Below are 19,862 nucleotides of genomic sequence, written 5' to 3' on the forward strand. Positions count from 1 at the left end.
ATGACTCCTTTCACAAGCAGCTTGCGAATCTTCCAGTCGATCCACTCTATGCAGAAGCCCGTCCATTTATGATAACGGCTGCCGCTTATGCATCGATCACTTTGCCGTACGTGCCGCCGCCTCCGCTCTGCAGCGCCAGCTGCCCGCTCCGAGCCTTTACGATCAGCTCAGCAGTCTTCCCGCCTACCGTCTCCCCCAATTCCGCTGCCGTCGCTTGATGGAGAATGGCCATCTCCGTGCCGAACCGCTCCAGCAGCTTCGCCATCGTCTTCGGCCCTACCCCTGGAATGAATTCCAATGGCACTTGCATAATGTAGGGCGGTCGATGTGCAGGTACGAGAGACTGTTCGCGATCTCCAATATGCTGAATCCTATCCCACACGCCCTGCACGAATCGGGTGCTTCCGCATGAGGCGCATACCAGCTTCGCTTCCATCGCTTTATCGGCAATCACCTGACCGCATTTGACGCATGAGGTGCGATGATACTTGCCAAGCCGGGGGTTCAGGCCATAGTTGGCTTGAATGCCGCGTCCATTCTGACGACGCAGCGCCAGCGCCCATTCCTTAAAGGTCGGCGCAGCCAAGGTCAGCGCATTATATTCCCGCGCAATTTTGCTTAAGGAATGCGCATCCGAGTTCGTCAGCAGCGTGTAGCGGTCCAGTTCCGAAATGCATCCCGCCATGTCCGTATCCGCACTTAGGCCCAATTCGACCGCATCGATCAATTCCATATCCAGCACATCCGACATCCGGTCGGTGCAATTGCCGTAAACACTCTTATACGGTGTGAATACATGTGCTGGAATAAAGATACCGCCATGAGCGGCTGTCTGTTCCTGCAAGGTACGCCCGGATACATATACCCGCTGCGAGGACAAGCTCATGTTGGTCACATAGGGCGAGAGCCATGCGGAAAAGTGCCGCATGGCGCTGAAACTCGGCAGAAAGCACAGGACATGGGCCATTCCGTATCCTTCCTCCCGAATCTCCAATTCCGTACCGAGAAGCAGCGTCGTTCCTTTGTATGCAATCCCTCCGTCCGTCAGTTCCTCCATCTCGCCTCGATCAAGCAGACTGGCAATATCTTCTTGAACTCCAGGCGCATGAGCGTCAATAATCCCGATCAGCTGAAGTCCTTTCCGCTCTGCTGCCTCCTTGGCGATCGCTTCGAAGGTCAAGCTGCGGCTGGCGCTCATTTTGACCGGCTGATTGCGCGAGGTGCTGCCAATGTGAATATGGAAATCCCCATACATGGTCACGAGTGAAGAAGATTCATGTCGTTCACTCCATTCATGCAGCGCTGTATCCTTCATCGGCTTCACTTCGGCCATTGTCCTGTAAGCTCGCGCAGATGCCAAGCATAGATAGCGTTGATCGTCTTCGCGTCGCTAATGCTTCCTTCACGCATCGCCGCATACGCTTCCTCTAACGTCATGGCACCCACTTCAAGAAATTCGTCTTCATCCGTATGTGCTTCGCCGGACACCAGCTCTTCAGCCGCATAGAGATGAATGATCTCATCTGCGAAGCCTGGGGACGTGTAGAACGCTCCGAGCGGAATGAGCGTCTGTGCCCGGAAGCCTGTCTCTTCCTCGAGTTCACGGCGTGCTGCCGCTTCAGGCTGTTCTCCTGGATCAAGCTTGCCTGCAGGGATCTCTACCTGGGTTCGGCCCAGAGGCTTGCGGTATTGTTCCACAACCAACATGCGGTTGTCCTTCAACGCCAGTACGGCAACGGCTCCCGGGTGACGCACGATTTCACGGGTAGCTGTCGTCCCATCAGGCAGACTAACGGTATCTACCTGCAGCGAAATCACTTTCCCGTCAAATATCGGTTTCGTTTCTAATGTAACTTCTTCGAACTTCGCGCCATTCGGCTGCTTGCTGTCATTCTTCGAGCCTATCATTAGTCAGCCACTCCTTTGTATACATAAATCCGTTCTTCAGAACATACCCATTATACCAAAACGGCTTGTCCGATATGAAATGAGGAACGATAATAATGAAACAATATGTTTCCAAGCATGATTTGTTGTTTGTAGGAAAAGGCTATGAAATTACTGCGGAGCTGCGGCGGTTGATAATACGTGACGGCCAGTCTTCCCTCCTTTCTCATACATTGCAGAAGCAAGCGACACGCGTACACAAGAAAAAATAGTAGCCCTCCCCTCTCCTCCTGTTGACATCTCTCTTCCTTCAACGATATAATCGCATCAAAAGATTAATCCGACCAGTTAGTCTAATAATCCACACACTACATATTGAGAAGGAGTCATTGTCCTATGGCGCGGCGTACGGCGGAAGAAGCTGAACAGACGAAGAAGTCGATTGGCGCGGCCGCAAAACAACTCTTTATCCAGCAAGGGTACCAAGCCACCTCGATGGATCAAATATGCCAACAATCTGGTGTGAGCAAAGGAAGCATCTACTACCACTTCAAAAATAAAGAGGCATTGTTCATCTACTTGCATGAAATGGATATGGAACAATGGAATGAGAAATGGTATGAAACCGTCGAGCCTGCCATGAGCGCAACCGACAAGCTAATTCTGCTCGCTGAGCATTATGCGAAGGATTTCAACAGTCCACTTATGAAAGCGAGCGAAGAATTCATGCTCTCGCGCGGATCCGACACGAACATCATCGATGTGATGCTTGAAATATCCCGCAGGCCATTTCCAATCATTTCCGAATTGTTAGAGGAAGGAATGGCGAAGAGAGAATTTGCGCGCGCGAATACGGAAGACCTTACGTTGATTCTTTATAGTATGCTTGGCGGTTTGGGAATTACCTTTATGGAGGGGCGACCTGAAGAGGAGATTTGCGAACTGTATGACAAAGCGATTCGTATCTTTCTGCAAGGGATAAGTGTGCAATAACCTTTCTGCGGTACACGCATAGACTAGTAATCATTCTGCATCGGATCGGTGGTAAATTTACGATTCTGGTGACGAAATGGAACGGTAACCCGTTCCTTCCTTTTTCAATATATTCATACCGACTGGTCGGATTAATTATTTAATATTATGGGAGGAGATATCATATGAGCGCTTCCCCCGCGCTTCCCCTATGGCGTAACCGCGTATTTCTCGTCGTTACGACTGCGGATGTACTGCAGGAACTGGGAATTTGGATTCGAAATATAGCCATTCTGTTCTATGTGATGGAGATGACGAACCACAATCCCGTCGCCGTCTCATTAATAACCGTGTTCGAGTATTTGCCTATCTTTCTGTTTTCGTTCATCGGCGGAACATTGGCCGATCGATGGAACCCGAAGCGAACGGTCATCACAGGAGATATATTAAGCGCCTTATCCATCGGCCTGATCCTTATTTGCATGCAGTCCGGTATATGGCAGTCCGTCTTCGTAGCGACGGTTGTCTCCGCCATGGTCAGCCAGTTCTCGCGCCCTTCGTCGACGGTGCTGTTCAAGCGCCACGTTCCGGAAGCGCAAGTTCCTGCCGCCATCGGCATCGGACAAAGCCTGAGCTCGTTGTTCCTTATCGTCGGGCCGATTATAGGCACCTTTGTGTATCAGACCTTTCATGTGGAAACGTCTCTTACTGTGCTCATGTTCATTTTTCTGCTCGCTGCTGCGATACAATTCTCACTGCCGCACAGTCCGAGAAAGCCTAAGGACGAACCATCTCGCATCATCGGAGAAATGAAAGATGGTCTGCGCTATGTCATACAACACGCCAATCTTCGCAACATTGCGCTCATGTACGGCTTGATTAGTCTGGGTGTGGGCTTGATACAGCCCATGGAAGTGTTTTTAATCACACAGAGGCTGGGATTGGAAAAAGAGCAGCTACAGTGGTTTACAACCGTTGCAGGCGTCGGCCTGTTCGCCGGCGTTGGGATCGCCGCTCTGATGGGCAATGCTGTTCGCCGCCATGGGCGTGCCATTATGTGCTTCGTCATTCTGATCTTATCCGCTGCCACGCTCTTTGAAGTATGGTCTACTTTCGCTTGGCTTACCGGTTCTCTGCGGTTCCTTGTCGGATTTATTATGGCGTTCTTCCAAGTCGTCATCAGCACCTTTTTCATTACCCTTGTGACTGACGAGTATATCGGACGCGTCAACGGCATCATCACACCCATATTTACAGCCGGCATCCTGATCGGTTCCTCGGTTAGCGGGTTTCTGATGCAATATACGTCACTCTTTGCAGTCTTTGCGTGCTCTGCCTTGCTCATTGCTCTCAGTGTCTTGTTCTGCTTCCAACTCGAGCTCCATCCCAGCGAGTCTCAAAATGCGCAATTAGAATCGGCCGGCGTATAACATAAAAAAGCTTGGGCAGAGAGCATCCATGACCTGGTTTCTCTCTACCCAAGCTCAAGCTCTCTATCTATCGTGAAGCAACAGCCGCTTCCTGCTTGCGGCATTTCGTGACCGCTTCCCACAATCCGTTCAAATAGACGGCGCCAAGGGCGCGATCATACAGTCCGTAGCCCGGACGCCCGGTCTCCCCCCAGATCATCCGGCCGTGGTCGGAGCGCAACGGTCCCTCATAACGGATATCGGAGAGTGCACACATAATCTCGGCCATATCTACCGAGCCTTCTTCTGACAGATGTGCCGTCTCCATGAAGGAATGATGTCCTGTAACTTTCACATTGCGCGCATGCACGAAGTGAATGCGTCCCTCACACCCTATTCTGCGAATCATGCCCGGCAGATCGTTATCCGGATCGGAACCCAGTGAACCCGTACAGAGGCAAATTCCGTGTGAAGGGCCATCGTGCAGTGCCAGATAACGTTCGAACTGCGCTTCTTTCCCGAGAATGCGCGGCAATCCGAATATCGGCCATGGCGGATCGTCCGGGTGCACGGCCATCCTTATGCCAAGCTCATCGGCGAGCGGCATAATCTCGCCAACGAAGTACGCGATGTTCACCCAGTAATCCTCCTCATTCAACTCATGGTACTGTGCAAACAGCTGTTCCAGCTCGCCATCCTTGTAGCTGGTATCCCACCCCGGCAGATGCAGCTTACCGGTTACCGGATCCATCTGCGTCACGACCTCATCTTCATAAATGAGCGTTGTTGATCTGTCAGCCAGCGGAAAATCGAGTCTGGAACGCGTCCAATCGAAGACCGGCATCACATTGTAGCATACGATATCGACTTCAGCCTGCGCGAGATTCCGTAACGTTTCCTTGTAATTGTCAATATAGCGTTCCCGCGTCGGCAGCCCCAGCTTAATATGTTCATGCACCGGCACGCTCTCGATTACGCTCAGCTTCAATCCGTGTCCTTCAATGGTATGCTTCAGTTCTGTGATGCGTTCAAGGCTCCACGCTTCTCCGACAGGAACATCGTAAATAGCAGATACGATGCCCTTCATGCCAGGAATTTGCCGGATATATTCCAGCTTGACAGGGTCCTCTTCCCCATACCAGCGAAACGTTAATTCCATAAGTGCCCCACCTCCCGGAAAATGAAGTCATTATTCGACACGCACCGCTTGGGCTTGAGCGAGCAACGCACATTCGGCAGCCTTGAATGCATGCTGCTGCGTCATCGCGCGTTCCGTTCGTTCCAGACAGTCCAGAATGAGCTGTCCGAAGAACGGAAAGCCGACTTTCCCTGCGGTCTGTATATAATATTCGCCTTCATGGTTCGCCATGTAGACATGGTCGGTCGTATTGGAGCGGGCAATATCGATATATTTACGCAGCTCGATATAGCCTTCCGTCCCTAGAATAATCGTTCGACCGTCCCCCCACGTACCTAGCCCGTCAGGCGTAAACCAATCCACGCGGAAATAGTTGGTCGCCCCGTTGTCCCCCACGAGCGTCGCATCTCCGAAGTCTTCCAGCTCCGGGTAGCTCTTATTGGCATAATTCGCAACTTTACTGTGAAGCACACGCGCATCCTGGCAGCCGGCAAAATATAAAAATTGTTCAACCTGGTGACTGCCGATGTCACATAGAATGCCGCCATATTTCTCTTTGTCAAAAAACCATCCCGGGCGCGACGGCGCATTCAAACGATGCGGTCCGGTTCCCATTACTTGAATGACTCGGCCGATCGCTCCTTGTGCAATCAGTTGTCCAGCATATACGGCACTTTCTACATGCAGTCGTTCGCTGTAGTACACCATATACTTTTTCTCCGTTAGTTCTGCCTTCTGCCGCGCCGAAGCCAATTGCTCCAACGTGGTGAACGGAGTCTTATCGGTAAAATAATCCTTGCCGTGATCCATCACCCGCAGCCCCAGAGCACAGCGCTCGGATGGAATCGCTGCCGCCGCGACGAGTTGCACCTCGCTATCCTCCAATATTTCGGCTTCGGAGCGGGCCCGCCGGACGGAAGGATAGGCGTTGACGAAAGCTTCCACCTTGGCCGGGTCCGGATCATACACCCACTTTAATGTTCCGCCCGCCTCGATTAATCCGTTGCACATCCCGTATATATGTCCGTGTTCCAGCGCCATGGCTGCAAACACGAACTGTCCAGCATCACACACCGGATTCGGTTTGCCTTGCGGGGCATAACGCATTCCGTCTTGTCGGTTCATTTTGGTTGGCCTCCATCTATTTGCTATGTCGCCGGTGAGGTCGTCTGCTTCGACAATTCATTCATCCAGCTCACGAAATGCTGAATTATCTGCACGGAGCTTCGCGTCCCGCTGAAGTCCTCCACACCGCAAAATCCGTCATATCCCACCGCTTGCAAATCAGCCATCACTTGCGGCCAACGAACGAAGCCTTCCTCAGGCGGCGACCAGACCAGCTTCGGTGCAGAATCGTCCCGTTCCGGAGCGACATCGGCATTTTTAACATGCACATGAGCCAAATAAGGCCCCAATATTTCAAGTCCCATACGATGGTTCTCATAGCCTTCAAAGACCATGTTGCCCGGGTCGAACAGCACGCCAACATCTTGCGGATCAAAATGCGATACTAACCGATGCGCTGCGCTGGCACTGGCCGCTATCGTTCCATGATGGGTCTCGACCAAGCCTTTCATTTCATATTTCCGCAGCAGCGGAATCAACTGCTCCATATATTTTACTTGCTCGTCATAGAGCTCGTTATAGGACTTCGAACGATTGTAGCCGTGAACGCCGATGCGCATCATCGGGGCGCCGAGCGCATGCGCAATGCGCAGCACCTGCTCCGCCGCATCCATATCCCCTACCTTCAAATAAGGCATGACGGCTGCATTGGCCAGCTCATGATCATCCATTTCTTTGCGCAGCGATTGCAGCAGCGAGATATCAGCATCCGGTTCGATGGTGCATTGGTGATTTCCCCAAAATGAAAACGGCTTGCCTTTGTTTTCAGGCGCGATCGTGCAGCAGCGCCATTCGATGCCGTTCAGACCCGCTTCTTTTGCAATTGGAAGTAGTTCAAATACAGAAATGTCAGGTACCGCAACCGTAAATAATGACCATTTCATTATGTTAGCCTCCTATATTCAGTGAACTATTTCGTCATGACCTAAATGGTCATGGCCCCGAAGCCGCCGTCTACCCGCACAAGCGAACCGGTAACGAAGCTCGAAGCGCGCTCCGATGCCAGCCAGACGACGGCCCCTTGCAGCTCATCTGGATCCCCGAAGCGTCCCATCGGCGTATGCTTCATAATGGACTGAACGCGCTCCGGCGCCAGGATGGCGCGGTTCTGCTCCGCCGGAAAAAAACCGGGTATAATCGCGTTAACGCGGACACCATGCGGTGCAAACTCGCGTGCGAGATATTGTGTCATATTGTTAATCGCCGCTTTGGACATCGAATACGAAAATACTTTGGATAATGGCGGATCAGACGATACCGAAGAAATAAGAATGATGGAACCGCCAAAGCCGCTGTCCGTCATTGATTTCCCGAACAGCTGGCAGCTGCGAACCGCTCCTTTCACATTCACATTCATGATGTGTTCCCATTCTTCCATCTCAATGTCAAAAAAAGGCGTTGCGCTATTCACGCCTGGGCAATAGAGTAAGATATCGACGCGCCCGTAGTGCTCCATAATCTCGCGATGAACTCGCATTAGATCCGCCTCGAGGGTAACGTCGCCCAGAAACGGCTGCGCATCCCCGCCCAGCTCCGTGAGCTGCTCCACAGCTTGCGCAACGGTATCGGCATTGCGGCCGACGATAGCTGTTCTGGCGCCGTGGGCAATAAGCCCCTCCGCCATGGCGCGCCCAAGCGTGCTGTTGCCGCCCAAGAGCACCGCCGTCTTGCCGCGCAAGTCAAAAAGTGATGACATGCCACCCCTCCTAAGGTCAATCTTTTCGTTCCCTGCCGACAAACTTCCAGAACTGGCCGTTGAATAATTCATCCACGTCACGTTCGATATGGTGCCGTTCCACCTGCCAGCCTTCCCGCTGCAGCCGGATATACTTATGCGCCAGCGCATCGGCGATAATCGTTCTGGAATAGCACCATTTCGTAATGAGCTGCTCCAGCACCCGGCAATCGGAATGCTGAGGAACGAATGACGTTCCGAGCAGCTCGAGCCGGAACCGGGTCATCTCATCAATCATGGACTCGATATGGAGGAACCACCAGCAGCCGAACGGCAGCACATTGCGGAATTTGCGCGCAAGCACCGCCAGCTCATGCTGATTCTCGCGCGCCAGCATCGTGACCATGAACCGGTTGGCCGGATGTCGGGCCAACAACCGTTCCAGCGCATTGATATCCGCGCGTTCGCTGCGGTCGCCCGCCAGCAGGAGCGCCGGATTAACCTGTCGCTTCACCCCGATCATAAGCGCAAGCGGAAGGTTCAACTCCTTGCATACAGGAAGAATCGCTTCTTCCAACACCGCTGTGCCGCAATCGTCCGCCGGATAATCGAATGTTCCCGGCAAAGAAGCGGCAATGTACAGCGCATCCATGCGCCGTGCCCAATCCCGGAGGAAGCGTCTGGTCTCTTCAAGCTGACTGTCCCTGTTCGCTTCCGTCCACTGCTCCGTCACCGTATAGCCTTGAGCTTTCATTCGGTTGCTGGCGAATGTCCAATTAAGCAGCAGCGAGTCTATCCGAAGCGCTGCGCCGAAGCGTTGATCGGATACGCCTTCATTCATCCATACCGGATGCTCCAGTGAATCGAACGGATCGTTGGTCATGACGATATAACGCACATTGGCAATACGAAGCACATCATCGATATGCTCTGTCAGCTTCCGGCTGCCCCATGCTTCACGCAGCTCGTCAATGTCCTTGGACAGGATCGGCATGCCCAGACGTTGACAGACGCCCACAACCGCCTGCGTAGCCTCACTAATTGGCGTCCGCTCTACAAATAGCGTCTGGAACACATGATTGGCTTGCTCCTGCTTCGACCATGACCAGAACGTATCCGTGTCCACATCGGAATGCCGGAACATTTCAGCAATCAAATAGTGATAGGTTAAGAGCTCGTCAATTCCCCATAACAATAAAGAATCAAAATCAGCCGAATATAGATGAGTATGCATATCCGTAACCGGACATTGCTGCACGACTTCGTGCGTTAGCCTTCTCAAGCCTTCTTCTTGGGCGAGCAAAGCGGCACCGTCCTTTCGAGGAGCAAATTCATCATAGCGTAAATGTCAATCCATTATGACCCAAATGTCTTGCTCATCTCGGCTACTGTTGCATCGCTGGAGTTAGATGAATCAGCCTGATATCTCGATTGCTCGATTCGCTGCTGCAGCTCGCTGTAGAATAACTCCTCGTCAATAGGCAGCGATACCCAATTATCCGTCCACGTGGACAGCAGCATCGCATTCGATAGCATCAAGCCATGGATGCCCTCCTCCCCGGGCGCCAATAGCGGCGTTCCTTTCTGGATCGCATGGATCCAATCCTGCGTTATGCCGCGATGGGCACCGCCTTGGCCGTGGATCGGGATGTCGCATTTCCAGCATTCCGGCTGGCCAAAGACACCTTTAAAATCCTTGTTGAATTCAGGCTCCGGCGTGCGGAGTCTCCAAAAGGTTATGCGATCATCCTCAATTACGATCTTGCCGCGGTCGCCTGTTATTTCAAATCGGTTAGTCCCCGGCGCTTCACCAGTCGTCGTGACGAACACGCCACTGGCGCCGTTCTCGTATTCCACATATGCCGTGACGTCATCCTCCACCTCGATGTCGCGATACCGGCCGAAACGGCAGAACGCACGCATGCGAACCGGCATCATGCCAATCGTCCATTGCCATAGATCCAGTTGATGCGGATCCTGATTAATGAGGACACCGCCGCCTTCTCCGGCCCACGTCGCGCGCCATCCGCCCGAGTCATAGTAGCTTTGCGAGCGATACCAATTCGTTATAATCCAGTTCGTGCGGCGTATTTCACCAAGCTCGCCGCTCTGAACCAATTCACGAAGCTTCTGATACAGCGGGTTGGTCCGCTGATTGTACATAATGCTGAATACTTTCCCGCTTGCTTTGGCTGCTTCATTCATTTCGCGCACTTGCTTCGTATAGACACCAGCCGGCTTCTCGATGAGCACATGCAGTCCGTGCTGAAGCGCATGGATCGCCGATGCCGGATGATGATAATGTGGCGTGCAGATAAGGACCGCGTCCACGAGACCCGATGAGAACAGCTCGCCCTCTTGCTCGTAGAACGCAACTTGATCCCCTAGGCTTTCCAAAGCCCACGCCTGCTTCGATGGTATCGCGTCGCATACCGCTGCAAGAGTTGCCCCTTCCACCTGTCCGGCTGCCAAATACGCTGCGTGCGCGGCGCCCATATTGCCTAAACCGATAATTCCAACTCGAACCTTTTGCATGCTTCTGCCTCCTTGAACGGCTGTCATTGTTCTCTTGGCTTGTAATATTGCTAGGACTCGATAGTAGCTTACCACCAATAATGTGCGAACGCTTACATCCAGTTGCGTCCTTTTAAACGTCTATTTAACTCTGATTGGCTTTTCCCCTGTCCCACGACTCTTCTGAAAATCATGGCGCCCCCTCTCCCGTGAAGGGCTTGCCAAAAGGTCCTTTTGTCCACTATCCCAACTATTCAGAAAATAAACTATCGAAATATCACCCGTTTTTTGAGTTTACCCACTCTTTATCTGAAATGAGCATATTCTCACGGTTACCTGCGATAAGATAATCTTGAATTTTATGTATCGCCATACAACACTACTTACAAAGCGTGCTTATTTATTGGAACCATAAATAAATGACTATATTCATATCGAATTACATTGTCTTTAAGCATAGCAGTTTCATGTCAACTACAGGGAAAAAGCATCATGCAGCAAAAGCCATTCTTCCACTTCTTCCGCGGCATCGCCATGATAATGCTGTAGAGATAGACAGACAGTGATCTGCTAACCGCTCCCAGATCGATACGTTTTGAGATTCAAGATTGTATCGGTAGCAGTATTCGTCCAAATATGCTTGCAAATAGGTCCCGCCTAAGCCGTGAAACGTGTTATTGATCCATGCCTTGGCCTGGTCGGCGATATAACGTAGCGCATTAGGTCTGCGAAAACGGAACGGGTGATTCATGATATCTATGTTGCTTGCATGACAAGATACGTGCTGTGAGACAAATGCTCCTCTCCCCGCACTCACCAAGCTCTTATAGGACAAATGTTCACGTATTACGAGTTTCATTTTTACATAGATGGGGATGTTGTCTGGATTGTTCATGGAGGCAGCTATCAAAAACGGATGCTCCTTGGGATGCAACTCAAATAACGGGGTGAAAGGCGGTCCATAACTGGTCAAGGCCGCACGAACGTCCTGATCAAGCGGGCGCTCGGCATCGGCTGCACTCATAACAGCCCTAAGCTTATGCAGCATTGCCCATGCGGTCTTATATGTAACTTGGATGAGCGAACTGAGCTGCACCGCATTAATGCCCTTATCTGTTCTCGAAATAAGCCAGATGGCGGCTAACCACTTTCTGAGAGCAGTCCGGCTTCCTTCCATGACAGTACCGGCAATGAGAGAACATTGATGACGGCAAGAGCGGCATTCATAAAGCGGCAGCCTGCGTGATCGTACCGTATATGCCTCACGATGGCCGCAACGAGGGCAGACGAAGCCCTGAGGCCACTTTCTCCGATACACCTCATTCACACATGACTCCTCAGAATGAAAATGCGCCAACAACTGTTCCAAAGTCGCAAACGACATCTGCCCCGTCATAGTCCAGCCCCCCCAAAAAAATAAGAACATTTGTTCTACATACAAATTATAACAAACAAATCAAAGAGTTTCAACTCAAAGCCGCTTCAAAAATATATATCGTATTCCATTTAGTAAGTCATTTTTTGCGTAATCTGAGTCATTGGGAGAATGGGGAAAAGAACCATTATGACATGGATGTGGGCGCTTGAGAGCATAGATAGAAGTAACGAATTACTGTGGATCTGATGAAGAAGCGTTAAAGTACGAGTGCATCTTTTTGAACGAGTTTGAAACGCCCCGTGATTTGCGTAGAGGCATTACGGATTATGTGAAATTCTACAACTCGGAACGTCAGCACCAAGCACTAAATGAAGTTTCACCAGACAGTATTTATACTCAGCTTTTGAATACGAAAGCTTCCCGTTAGAAAATTATATCGTACCGAGGGAGTTGAATTAATGATATTGCGTCATAATCGTATTTGACATGGTAAACTATAATGTAAACTTCAGTATAGTGATGGTGATTTAATTGTCTATCGTTTTACAAGCTACACAGGGTTTGTTATTGTCTACAAATCAAAAAAAATGCGAAAGCAAATGGCGAAACGACTATTCTTATAAGCTTATCTATTCTATAAAAGGATCTATGTATTACCAGACTGAGAGAAGCGACATTTTCTTATCTAAAAATGAATTTATTCTTTTTAACCCGAATGATATGCATAAACAAATTTCAGTAGATGATCATAAATTTTTAATAGAGCTTGATCCACGATTTTTTAATCAACTGACGACTGATATTACATTTATTAAAGATGATATTTCTTTCGCTCTTACTGCTCAAAAACATCCATTAATCCAGCAATGGGTCCATTTTATAAATGATTATGTACAAATAGAAGAAGTAAACGAAAGTCATTCATTAGAGTTATTTTTAGACCATAGCTTCACTCAGTTAGCATTAATTATACTTAAAGTTATGATTGGTACACATTCGTCTGACATTAACATACAACCATTTAAAGAAATTCACCCTGCACTATACAAAACGATGAACGTTATAAAAGAAGACTTCCAACATGCTTGGAGCCTAGATGAAATGGCAGGGGTTTCAGATATAAGCAAATTTCAATTTGCCCATCTTTTTAAGGAGTACATTGGAATTTCCCCCTTTTCGTGGCTTCAATTATATCGCATTATAAGAAGTCAAGAAATGCTTATCAATACCAAGAAAACTATTGCAGATATTTCATATAGTTGTGGGTTTTCTACTATCTCTGTTTATAATCAATTATTTAAACGTCTCTACGGAATCACGCCCAGTTTTTTTCGAGGGAAATACACGAAATAAATAGACAAATGAGCCGATAACCATCATACTTCCGCAAAAAACAAAAATATACCGAATTTCTACAAGAGAGGATAGTGCGCCAAACAAGCTCAACGAAAGCACATTAGAACCATATAAGAGAACTGCATTAAAACTAAACGCTCTGCCTAATTTATTTATTGGTATCAATGTTTGAATAAGATAAACCCGTGCTAAACCAGAAATAGGAAGTCCAATAGCTGCGATTAGTATACCAATAAAATAGGTTGACAGATGAGTTGCAAATCCTAATACAAGTATACCAACACCCCATACAATAGAACCGATTAGATAAATCGTGAGGGTCAGCTTTTTCCAAAGAAAAGGGATGACGATATTGACTGTAATCACACCAGCACCATACCACCCCATTAGAAGACTGTAAAGTTGCTCACCATTATTTTTGGTTTCTATTAGTTGTAACAATAATCCGACCTGCCATACCCAAGTATTAAAGAACACAATCAAAAAAGTTACAAACAACAATGTTCTGATAGTATATTCACCTTTTACCCAGTTAAGGAAGTCTTTTATAGAACTAAAAATACTGTCAGTTGTATTCAACAGGTTATCCGTAGTATCGTTATTTTCTTTCCAATGAAGTTTTAAGATGAAAAATACACTGACTAAATACGTTAAGGCATCAATTGTGAAGAAATGAATTATTTGTCCTGAATTTAACAGACCAATACTAAATATTGGTCCAAGCATTTGTACACCTCTTGTCACAATATCAAATAAGCTATTTGCAACTGTTCGATCTTCTATAGAAGTAATGAGAGGCAATATAGCTCTGTAAGCTGGATTATAAAAACATCCTAGACTTTGAATTATGAAACTCACAACTATTAAATGCCAAAAGCCTAAAAGATTCATTTGATAAATAAAGACCAATGAAAGAATAATAGGTACTCGTATGATGTCTATCAACAGTAATAAACGTTTTTTGTTTACTGAGTCAGCAATTACTCCACCAGCTAGTCCGAATAAAAGGTATGGAGTAGCTTGTGTAATAGCCATAACTGTGGTCAGAATGCTGGATTGTGTTAGTTCATAAGACAAAAAAAGGAAAGCAAGTCCTGTAATAACATTTCCTAATTGGGAAATCCCTGCTCCCGCCAAATAATACAATATCATTCGATTCTTCAGTACACTTCTATACACTGTCATCACCTCATTTAAAAGTTACAGTGTATCCTTCTTTTTTTCTATCTTCATCTTGCTGCATTTTCTTTCAATATTTACTTACCTCAGCTATAAAATATTGTATTTCTCACAGATATTTTTCGTTGACCATTTTTTATCTGGTTTTAGTATATCAGTAGCCAGGGTAGAACGTATCTGCTCGTGGGGCTTGACCCCGTCAACTAAACCGTTCGCCCCCTACTTGTAGAAACATGATTGAGGCTGGTTGGGACTTAGATCTCGTATAACAAGCGAAGCTGTGACACTACATGGAGGATTAGGGGTTACTGGCAAATTACTAGATTAGGAGGAGATTTAAAATGAATCCAGTCGTTGGTCTGGATATTTCAAAAGGAGAAAGCAGGTTCAAGCATTTTTAGATAAAGGTCGACCATATCGTAAGAGTTTTAAAGTAGACCATACTATCGGGGGACTTAACTATCTTGTAATGTTTCTGGAGGATGTAAGGAAAGAGGCTGGTAAAAAGCCTTCAATAGTTTTAGAAGCTACAGGGCATTATCAAGCTCCTGTTGTGACATTACTTAGAAGAACGAGGGTATTTATTGATTATCATCAATGACGGACAAGATATCTGAGTTATGTACGAGTAGACTCGAAACAAAAAAATGCGTGAGTTTTACGACAAAAAGCGTGAAGAAGGAAAACCTTTTAAAGTAGATATGATTGCTTGTGTAAATAAGCTCTTACATTGGATTTATGCCCTATTAAAAAACAGAACCATTTTCCAGGATATAGATTAAAATTTTATCTTACTAAACAGCTCAAAACCTTCCATTCAAGAGATAATGGAGGGTTATTTGGCACGCGCTTTTTTAGTATATCACGTATGGTTCTTATTTTTTATTGAAAAATCTCGACAAACTATTAGCTGGTTTAGTTGAATAAAAAAAAGTATAGACATTAATTTGTAGTGTACTGATACTTTGTAAATATTCCAATTTTCATTTTTGCTCATAAATAAAAGCTGAACTAAATTTTTTGAATTAGTTCAGCTTAAAAATACCTTATTATAATGTTACACATTTTATAAAGAATACCGACTCTTTGACCTTTCCCGTCTTCATTTTGGTGTATGCCTGTTCCATATCGGGAGCATCGGAATAAGTATTACTCAATTTTACTATCAGGGGATATGATTGCTATGCTGTAGCAATTCCCTTTCAAATCAATTCGCGCCTCCAACGTTGGACTTCCCTTTTTCGTAAAAACAAAATGGTTTTCGTACCTATTGGTTTGCTCCATGGCATAATCCTTCAGGTCAATGCCGAACATTTTCTTCGCCGCCGGTGCCGCCGCCGCCTTCACCTTGTCTGCTTTTAGGCTGCCATAAGCTTTGTCTTTTTCGGGTGTCTCTTCTTTCGTCACGCTAATTTGCGTCACTTTACCTGTTTTTGCGCCGACTTGAACATACAAGCTTTGTTTTTTATCTCCGCCCCATAGGCTCCATATGTCAGCCTGTTCTCTCGGATCGTTAATATTAATATCATAGCGAGTTGCGCTCGTCAGCTTGTGCGCTGTCCCGCCCGTAAATTGCTTAAGCGCTTGTTCTGCCGCTTGCAGTACGGAACGGTCCACCTCCTTGATAGGATACTCCACCGTCACCACCTGGCTCGAATCCGTGAAGGACACCGCGAAGCCTTTACCGCCCATTAAGGTTCTTGTTTCTTTATCATTGGCATGTCGGTTGATATCGACGCGTTCGACCTTAAATTCACGTTCGCCTGCCATATTTTTAAGGGCAGTCATTGCTTTGTTTTTCCAGATATCATCCAATTGGTCAAAGGTTAGGAAAATATTCACATATTCCATTTCTCCCGTTTTCTTGATAATGGAGAGTTGGCTTTTTCCATCCTTAGATTCAATAACCCATACACCATCCTGATTCAACACTCTGGCAAACTCCATGTTTTTTCCGGACAAATCTGTAACCCATTTCTTGGCAGTCTCTTGTATTTTGGGATCCAAATCCGAAAACTTCATATCTTGGGCTTGTTCCTGCTGCGTACTTCCCTTTGCTGCATGAGTAACAGGCCCCGGTATGGACGCTATCACAAGCGCTGCTGCGGATATAGATAACATGAAAATTTTAAATGGTTTCATTAGTAAGTACCTCCATCAATACAAGATTCACTCTGTTAGATCATTCATCTTCAATTCCGGTTCCATTTTATTAGAAAAATTTTTATGTCTCTTTAAACCTCGAATTATTCTGTTACCGGGATCGTCATTTCAAATTCCTCAATGTACTTCGTCGCGGGGGTTTCATCTGTGATGAACGTGAGCTTTTCATCAGGCTTCAACGCCGGGTACTCGGCAACAAAGCTGTACGTTTCCGGATCTTCAATCCGTTTTTTATTATAATGATATTTATTTCCTGCCTCATCCTCTATTAACAACTCTCCACTGTTGCGGAAAGGCTCATCTCCGAACGAGCGGTAATAGAGCAGTGTTTTATCGTCTTTATACTCGATGCGTGACACTTCCAGGTGTCCAGCCGGACCTTGATCCAGAACGAGCGGTGCATCTTCCGTAGGCATAGTTTCCACTTTCGTTTTAATCTCTTTCATCTTGAACTCATCGTAATACGGCCGCAGCGTAATGGATTGCGGCATTCGCTGGAAAGGCGCGTAATGCTTATTCAACGTATTGTACAACATAGTATCAATACGCGTGCCTGTGCTGGATGCGCCTATTGGCTCAAGCTCAATCCCCCGGTCATCGAACACTGCGACCTTCAGGTCCTTCAGGTAGCTGGTGCCATCTTCCTCATTGACCGGATGATCAAACGCCAGCACCACACGCGTGGAAGCTTCCGATATCTCGATTTGTTCCAGCGCAATTTTCTCCTCGCCCCGTTGCTTTTCTATCTTCGGCGTGAGGGTGCGGGAAGCGATCTTTTTAACCGGAAAACGGAACTCAAATCTTTCATTTTCCATGTCTTCTAGATAAACATGCAGCGACAATTCGAACTCATCAGGCAGATTCCAATTCGGGGTGAAATTATACACGCTGTTTACCGTTTTGCCGTCTTCAGAAGGGATCGGATCCGTATAACTGTGCCCAAAATGTTCGTTCATTCCATCGATGAATAGCTCTACCCCCTTAATGTCCCGCCCGGGCGCTGGCTGAACGATGCCGATGGATAGTCTTGCTCCATCATAAATGACCTTTGACACATCGATTGTTGCACCGCTATTCGTCACGCTCTGATTGACATCATCAACCAGACCCTTCTCATCTGCCGCCTGCAGACCCAAATCACCTGCGACTTTGAAGACAGAATTAAGGAATGGAATTTGCTTCAAGGTTTGCGCCATCGTCGGGGATACGAACCCGGAACCGATAATGCCGAAGCCGATGACAGTTGCTGCTGCGGCTGTCATCATCCCTTTGCGGGAGCGGCCTCTTGTGCGTCTCGATGGATACTCTTTCAGGGAATTGTAAGACTGTTCGATTCGTTCTTTCACAACCTCAGGCAAAGCAGCGGGATGCTTGACTGGCGTAGCCCGCAAAGCGGCATATGTCTGATCGAAACGTTGTCTGATTACATCCGGCAAATCGTCGGGTCTCTTGGCCACAGCTTGCTTCACAACTTGATCCAGTTCAACACGTTTCATAGTCGTTCTTCCTTTCGTAGGGATTGTCAATATATTTTCCTAGAACCGCCCGGGCCCGATAGAGACGGGACTTCACCGTTCCTTCCGTTGTCTCGAGAAGCTCGGCAATGTCCTTAATCGTCATATCCTCAAAATAGTGCAAGGTGATGACGATACGATGCATTTCTTCGAGCCGATCGATAGCAGCGACAAGATCAAGATATTCAATATTTTCATAGTCGGAAGCGGGTGAAGACAATGTCGGAAGCTCGGCCACGACTACGATTCTTTGTTGCCTGCTCATTATTTGCCGGCATTCGTTAATGACAATGCGGAACATCCACGTACGGAAATAAGCAGGCTCCCTAATCGTATGTATTGCTCGAAACGCTTTTAAGATGGCCTCCTGTATCGCGTCGGCGCAATCTTCATCCCGTCTGAGCATCGAGCGGGCCACTCCATACAAGCTGCGTTCTACACCGGATATGAGGCGAATGAAAGCTTCGCAATCTCCCTGTTGAGCAAGCCTCACATCTTCTACGATTTGCACATCCATGCTCCTCCTCTATTCATCTGATTCTAATTAGTTAGATAGGGCACGCCTCCGCTCGGTTCCATATTCTTTATTTTTTCATAAAAAAACTCCCAAGAAGCTACTGCTTCTCGGGAGAACTGAACAACTGCTTGCGATACTGTTCGGGAGTGCAACCGACCATTTGCTTGAATAGCCGTGAAAAATGAGGCAAGTGCTTGAATCCCGCGCGAAAGGATACATCCGTGACGCTCCATTGCGGTTCCGTCAAAAACCACACCTTCGCCTGATTAATACGGCGGTGATACAAATACGTGAACACCGTCGTACCGGTTACGTCTTTGAACACTTTGCTCAAATAATATTTGTTCAGATGCTGTCGCTCGGCGATATCGTCTAACGTCACATCTTCTTGATAGCAGCCTTCGATGACGCGAATCGTCTCCTGCACGTGCTTCTCGCGTTCGCCTGCCGGCGGCAACGCCGCCATAGGCTCTTTGCACCAGTCGTATATGCAATAAAGCAAATCCAAAAATGCCAGCTGCATCCGGCGCTCCCCGACGAAATCGCTTCGTCCTGCGAAGGATTTCATGCGCGTCAGCAGCCGCTCTGCTTCTTCCTGATGAGCACTCGGGAGCTTCAAACGCGCATACTTCAATTCCCGAAACGGGCGCAGCACATCATCTCTGGATTCGGCAGGCAAATTGGGATGAACCGCCTCGACATAGCGCGGATCGAAATGGATGATGGAGCGCACATACGGATAAGACGTATCGATATTCGGCCGGTGCAGCGTGAGACCATGCATTAGAATCAGATCGCCCGGCTCCAGCATATATATTTGATCGCCGATCAGATAGTGCACTTTCCCGGCATGGAACATGTAAATCTCATAGCTGGAATGGGAATGAAAGTGCGGCACCTCGTAAGGCGCCGCATTCCGGTACTGCAATTCGAACATGCTGGTATGATGAATGAAAGACAACGATCTCTCCCCCTTCACGGATGAGCCGGGCAGAATGGAGCTGTCGTGCTTGCGTTCAGCGTTGTTAAAGTTGT

At 47.8% G+C, this 19,862-nt stretch carries 19 protein-coding genes and 2 pseudogenes; 7 read left to right on the plus strand and 14 right to left on the minus strand.

Annotated features, from left to right (window positions below; translation table 11 throughout):
* Positions 1–85: 85 nt before the first annotated feature.
* Together A372_RS0120985 and A372_RS0120990 are read right to left on the minus strand one after the other, a co-directional pair.
* On the minus strand, positions 86–1,333 hold the full coding sequence (locus A372_RS0120985; RefSeq protein ID WP_019422867.1) for an endonuclease Q family protein: 1,248 nt from the start codon (positions 1,331–1,333) through the stop codon (positions 86–88).
* On the minus strand, positions 1,321–1,908 hold the full coding sequence (locus A372_RS0120990; RefSeq protein WP_019422868.1) for an NUDIX hydrolase: 588 nt from the start codon (positions 1,906–1,908) through the stop codon (positions 1,321–1,323). Before A372_RS0120990 ends, A372_RS0120985 begins: the two co-directional genes overlap by 13 nt.
* 95 nt (positions 1,909–2,003) lie before the next feature.
* On the opposite strand from A372_RS0120990, the gene A372_RS37535 reads away from it, so the two are divergent.
* The 3 genes from A372_RS37535 to A372_RS0121005 all read left to right on the plus strand — a co-directional run bounded on the left by A372_RS37535 (position 2,004) and on the right by A372_RS0121005 (position 4,289).
* Positions 2,004–2,159, plus strand: coding sequence for a hypothetical protein (locus tag A372_RS37535; protein ID WP_019422869.1), 156 nt, complete (start codon positions 2,004–2,006; stop codon positions 2,157–2,159).
* A gap of 124 nt (positions 2,160–2,283) precedes the next feature.
* Entirely contained in the window at positions 2,284–2,880 is a 597-nt protein-coding gene (locus A372_RS0121000; RefSeq protein ID WP_019422870.1) for a TetR/AcrR family transcriptional regulator, read from the plus strand.
* A gap of 164 nt (positions 2,881–3,044) precedes the next feature.
* Positions 3,045–4,289 carry an MFS transporter gene (locus A372_RS0121005; protein WP_019422871.1) on the plus strand — a complete coding sequence of 415 codons (1,245 nt, stop codon included), beginning with the start codon at positions 3,045–3,047 and terminating at the stop codon, positions 4,287–4,289.
* 67 nt (positions 4,290–4,356) lie between these two features.
* Here A372_RS0121005 and A372_RS0121010 read toward each other — a convergent pair whose 3' ends face one another.
* The 7 genes from A372_RS0121010 to A372_RS0121040 all read right to left on the minus strand — a co-directional run bounded on the left by A372_RS0121010 (position 4,357) and on the right by A372_RS0121040 (position 12,116).
* On the minus strand, positions 4,357–5,427 hold the full coding sequence (locus A372_RS0121010; RefSeq protein ID WP_019422872.1) for a mannonate dehydratase: 1,071 nt from the start codon (positions 5,425–5,427) through the stop codon (positions 4,357–4,359).
* Positions 5,428–5,457: 30 nt separating this feature from the next.
* A complete protein-coding gene (locus tag A372_RS0121015) occupies positions 5,458–6,531 on the minus strand; it encodes a Gfo/Idh/MocA family protein (protein ID WP_019422873.1) in 1,074 nt (357 codons plus the stop codon).
* A gap of 23 nt (positions 6,532–6,554) precedes the next feature.
* On the minus strand, positions 6,555–7,415 hold the full coding sequence (locus tag A372_RS0121020) for a sugar phosphate isomerase/epimerase family protein (RefSeq protein WP_019422874.1): 861 nt from the start codon (positions 7,413–7,415) through the stop codon (positions 6,555–6,557).
* Positions 7,416–7,456: 41 nt separating this feature from the next.
* Positions 7,457–8,227, minus strand: a complete 771-nt coding sequence (locus A372_RS0121025; RefSeq protein ID WP_019422875.1) for an SDR family oxidoreductase — start codon at positions 8,225–8,227, stop codon at positions 7,457–7,459.
* Positions 8,228–8,243: 16 nt separating this feature from the next.
* On the minus strand, positions 8,244–9,509 hold the full coding sequence (locus tag A372_RS0121030; protein WP_019422876.1) for a hypothetical protein: 1,266 nt from the start codon (positions 9,507–9,509) through the stop codon (positions 8,244–8,246).
* A 53-nt stretch (positions 9,510–9,562) separates the two neighbouring features.
* Positions 9,563–10,741: a Gfo/Idh/MocA family protein gene (locus A372_RS0121035; protein WP_019422877.1), complete on the minus strand. Its 1,179-nt coding sequence runs from the start codon at positions 10,739–10,741 to the stop codon at positions 9,563–9,565.
* Positions 10,742–11,210: 469 nt separating this feature from the next.
* The gene (locus A372_RS0121040) at positions 11,211–12,116 is read right to left on the minus strand and encodes a transposase (RefSeq protein ID WP_019422878.1); all 906 of its coding nucleotides are present in this window, start codon (positions 12,114–12,116) and stop codon (positions 11,211–11,213) included.
* 199 nt (positions 12,117–12,315) lie between these two features.
* Between A372_RS0121040 and A372_RS36535 the strand changes: the two genes are divergently transcribed.
* Both A372_RS36535 and A372_RS37540 read left to right on the plus strand, forming a co-directional pair.
* Positions 12,316–12,525: an integrase core domain-containing protein gene (locus A372_RS36535; RefSeq protein WP_083858906.1), complete on the plus strand. Its 210-nt coding sequence runs from the start codon at positions 12,316–12,318 to the stop codon at positions 12,523–12,525.
* Between the two features lie 104 nt (positions 12,526–12,629).
* Positions 12,630–13,451, plus strand: coding sequence for a helix-turn-helix transcriptional regulator (locus A372_RS37540; protein WP_157259638.1), 822 nt, complete (start codon positions 12,630–12,632; stop codon positions 13,449–13,451).
* Here the strand turns inward: A372_RS37540 and A372_RS0121050 are convergent.
* The gene (locus A372_RS0121050; RefSeq protein WP_019422879.1) at positions 13,392–14,633 is read right to left on the minus strand and encodes an MFS transporter; all 1,242 of its coding nucleotides are present in this window, start codon (positions 14,631–14,633) and stop codon (positions 13,392–13,394) included. The two genes, A372_RS37540 and A372_RS0121050, sit on opposite strands and share 60 nt — an antisense overlap.
* A gap of 341 nt (positions 14,634–14,974) precedes the next feature.
* On the opposite strand from A372_RS0121050, the pseudogene A372_RS38735 reads away from it, so the two are divergent.
* Together A372_RS38735 and A372_RS39635 are read left to right on the plus strand one after the other, a co-directional pair.
* Positions 14,975–15,232 (plus strand): annotated as a pseudogene (locus A372_RS38735) (IS110 family transposase); the annotation flags it as partial.
* 33 nt (positions 15,233–15,265) lie between these two features.
* Positions 15,266–15,415: pseudogene (locus tag A372_RS39635) on the plus strand (IS110 family transposase); the annotation flags it as partial.
* A gap of 367 nt (positions 15,416–15,782) precedes the next feature.
* Here A372_RS39635 and A372_RS0121055 read toward each other — a convergent pair.
* The 4 genes from A372_RS0121055 to A372_RS0121070 form a co-directional block, all read right to left on the minus strand.
* Positions 15,783–16,775, minus strand: a complete 993-nt coding sequence (locus tag A372_RS0121055; RefSeq protein WP_019422880.1) for a hypothetical protein — start codon at positions 16,773–16,775, stop codon at positions 15,783–15,785.
* Between the two features lie 104 nt (positions 16,776–16,879).
* The gene (locus A372_RS35575) at positions 16,880–18,292 is read right to left on the minus strand and encodes a DUF4179 domain-containing protein (protein ID WP_019422881.1); all 1,413 of its coding nucleotides are present in this window, start codon (positions 18,290–18,292) and stop codon (positions 16,880–16,882) included.
* The gene (locus tag A372_RS0121065) at positions 18,279–18,827 is read right to left on the minus strand and encodes a sigma-70 family RNA polymerase sigma factor (protein WP_019422882.1); all 549 of its coding nucleotides are present in this window, start codon (positions 18,825–18,827) and stop codon (positions 18,279–18,281) included. Before A372_RS0121065 ends, A372_RS35575 begins: the two co-directional genes overlap by 14 nt.
* A 97-nt stretch (positions 18,828–18,924) precedes the next feature.
* Entirely contained in the window at positions 18,925–19,788 is an 864-nt protein-coding gene (locus A372_RS0121070; protein ID WP_019422883.1) for a helix-turn-helix transcriptional regulator, read from the minus strand.
* Positions 19,789–19,862: the final 74 nt, after the last annotated feature.

Source organism: Paenibacillus sp. OSY-SE, assembly GCF_000283315.1.
Taxonomy (GTDB): Bacteria; Bacillota; Bacilli; order Paenibacillales; family Paenibacillaceae; genus Paenibacillus_B; species Paenibacillus_B profundus.

Bases quoted from the DNA above. Each gene is read 5' to 3' on its own strand.
- A372_RS0121015 (WP_019422873.1), bottom strand. From the start codon at position 6,531: ATGAACCGACAAGACGGAATGCGTTATGCCCCGCAAGGCAAACCGAAT.
- A372_RS0121020 (WP_019422874.1), bottom strand. From the start codon at position 7,415: ATGAAATGGTCATTATTTACGGTTGCGGTACCTGACATTTCTGTATTT.
- A372_RS0121005 (WP_019422871.1), top strand. From the start codon at position 3,045: ATGAGCGCTTCCCCCGCGCTTCCCCTATGGCGTAACCGCGTATTTCTC.
- A372_RS0121035 (WP_019422877.1), bottom strand. From the start codon at position 10,741: ATGCAAAAGGTTCGAGTTGGAATTATCGGTTTAGGCAATATGGGCGCC.
- A372_RS0121000 (WP_019422870.1), top strand. From the start codon at position 2,284: ATGGCGCGGCGTACGGCGGAAGAAGCTGAACAGACGAAGAAGTCGATT.
- A372_RS37535 (WP_019422869.1), top strand. From the start codon at position 2,004: ATGAAACAATATGTTTCCAAGCATGATTTGTTGTTTGTAGGAAAAGGC.
- A372_RS0121040 (WP_019422878.1), bottom strand. From the start codon at position 12,116: ATGACGGGGCAGATGTCGTTTGCGACTTTGGAACAGTTGTTGGCGCAT.
- A372_RS0121025 (WP_019422875.1), bottom strand. From the start codon at position 8,227: ATGTCATCACTTTTTGACTTGCGCGGCAAGACGGCGGTGCTCTTGGGC.
- A372_RS0121010 (WP_019422872.1), bottom strand. From the start codon at position 5,427: ATGGAATTAACGTTTCGCTGGTATGGGGAAGAGGACCCTGTCAAGCTG.
- A372_RS0121065 (WP_019422882.1), bottom strand. From the start codon at position 18,827: ATGGATGTGCAAATCGTAGAAGATGTGAGGCTTGCTCAACAGGGAGAT.
- A372_RS35575 (WP_019422881.1), bottom strand. From the start codon at position 18,292: ATGAAACGTGTTGAACTGGATCAAGTTGTGAAGCAAGCTGTGGCCAAG.
- A372_RS0120990 (WP_019422868.1), bottom strand. From the start codon at position 1,908: ATGATAGGCTCGAAGAATGACAGCAAGCAGCCGAATGGCGCGAAGTTC.
- A372_RS0121055 (WP_019422880.1), bottom strand. From the start codon at position 16,775: ATGAAACCATTTAAAATTTTCATGTTATCTATATCCGCAGCAGCGCTT.
- A372_RS0120985 (WP_019422867.1), bottom strand. From the start codon at position 1,333: ATGGCCGAAGTGAAGCCGATGAAGGATACAGCGCTGCATGAATGGAGT.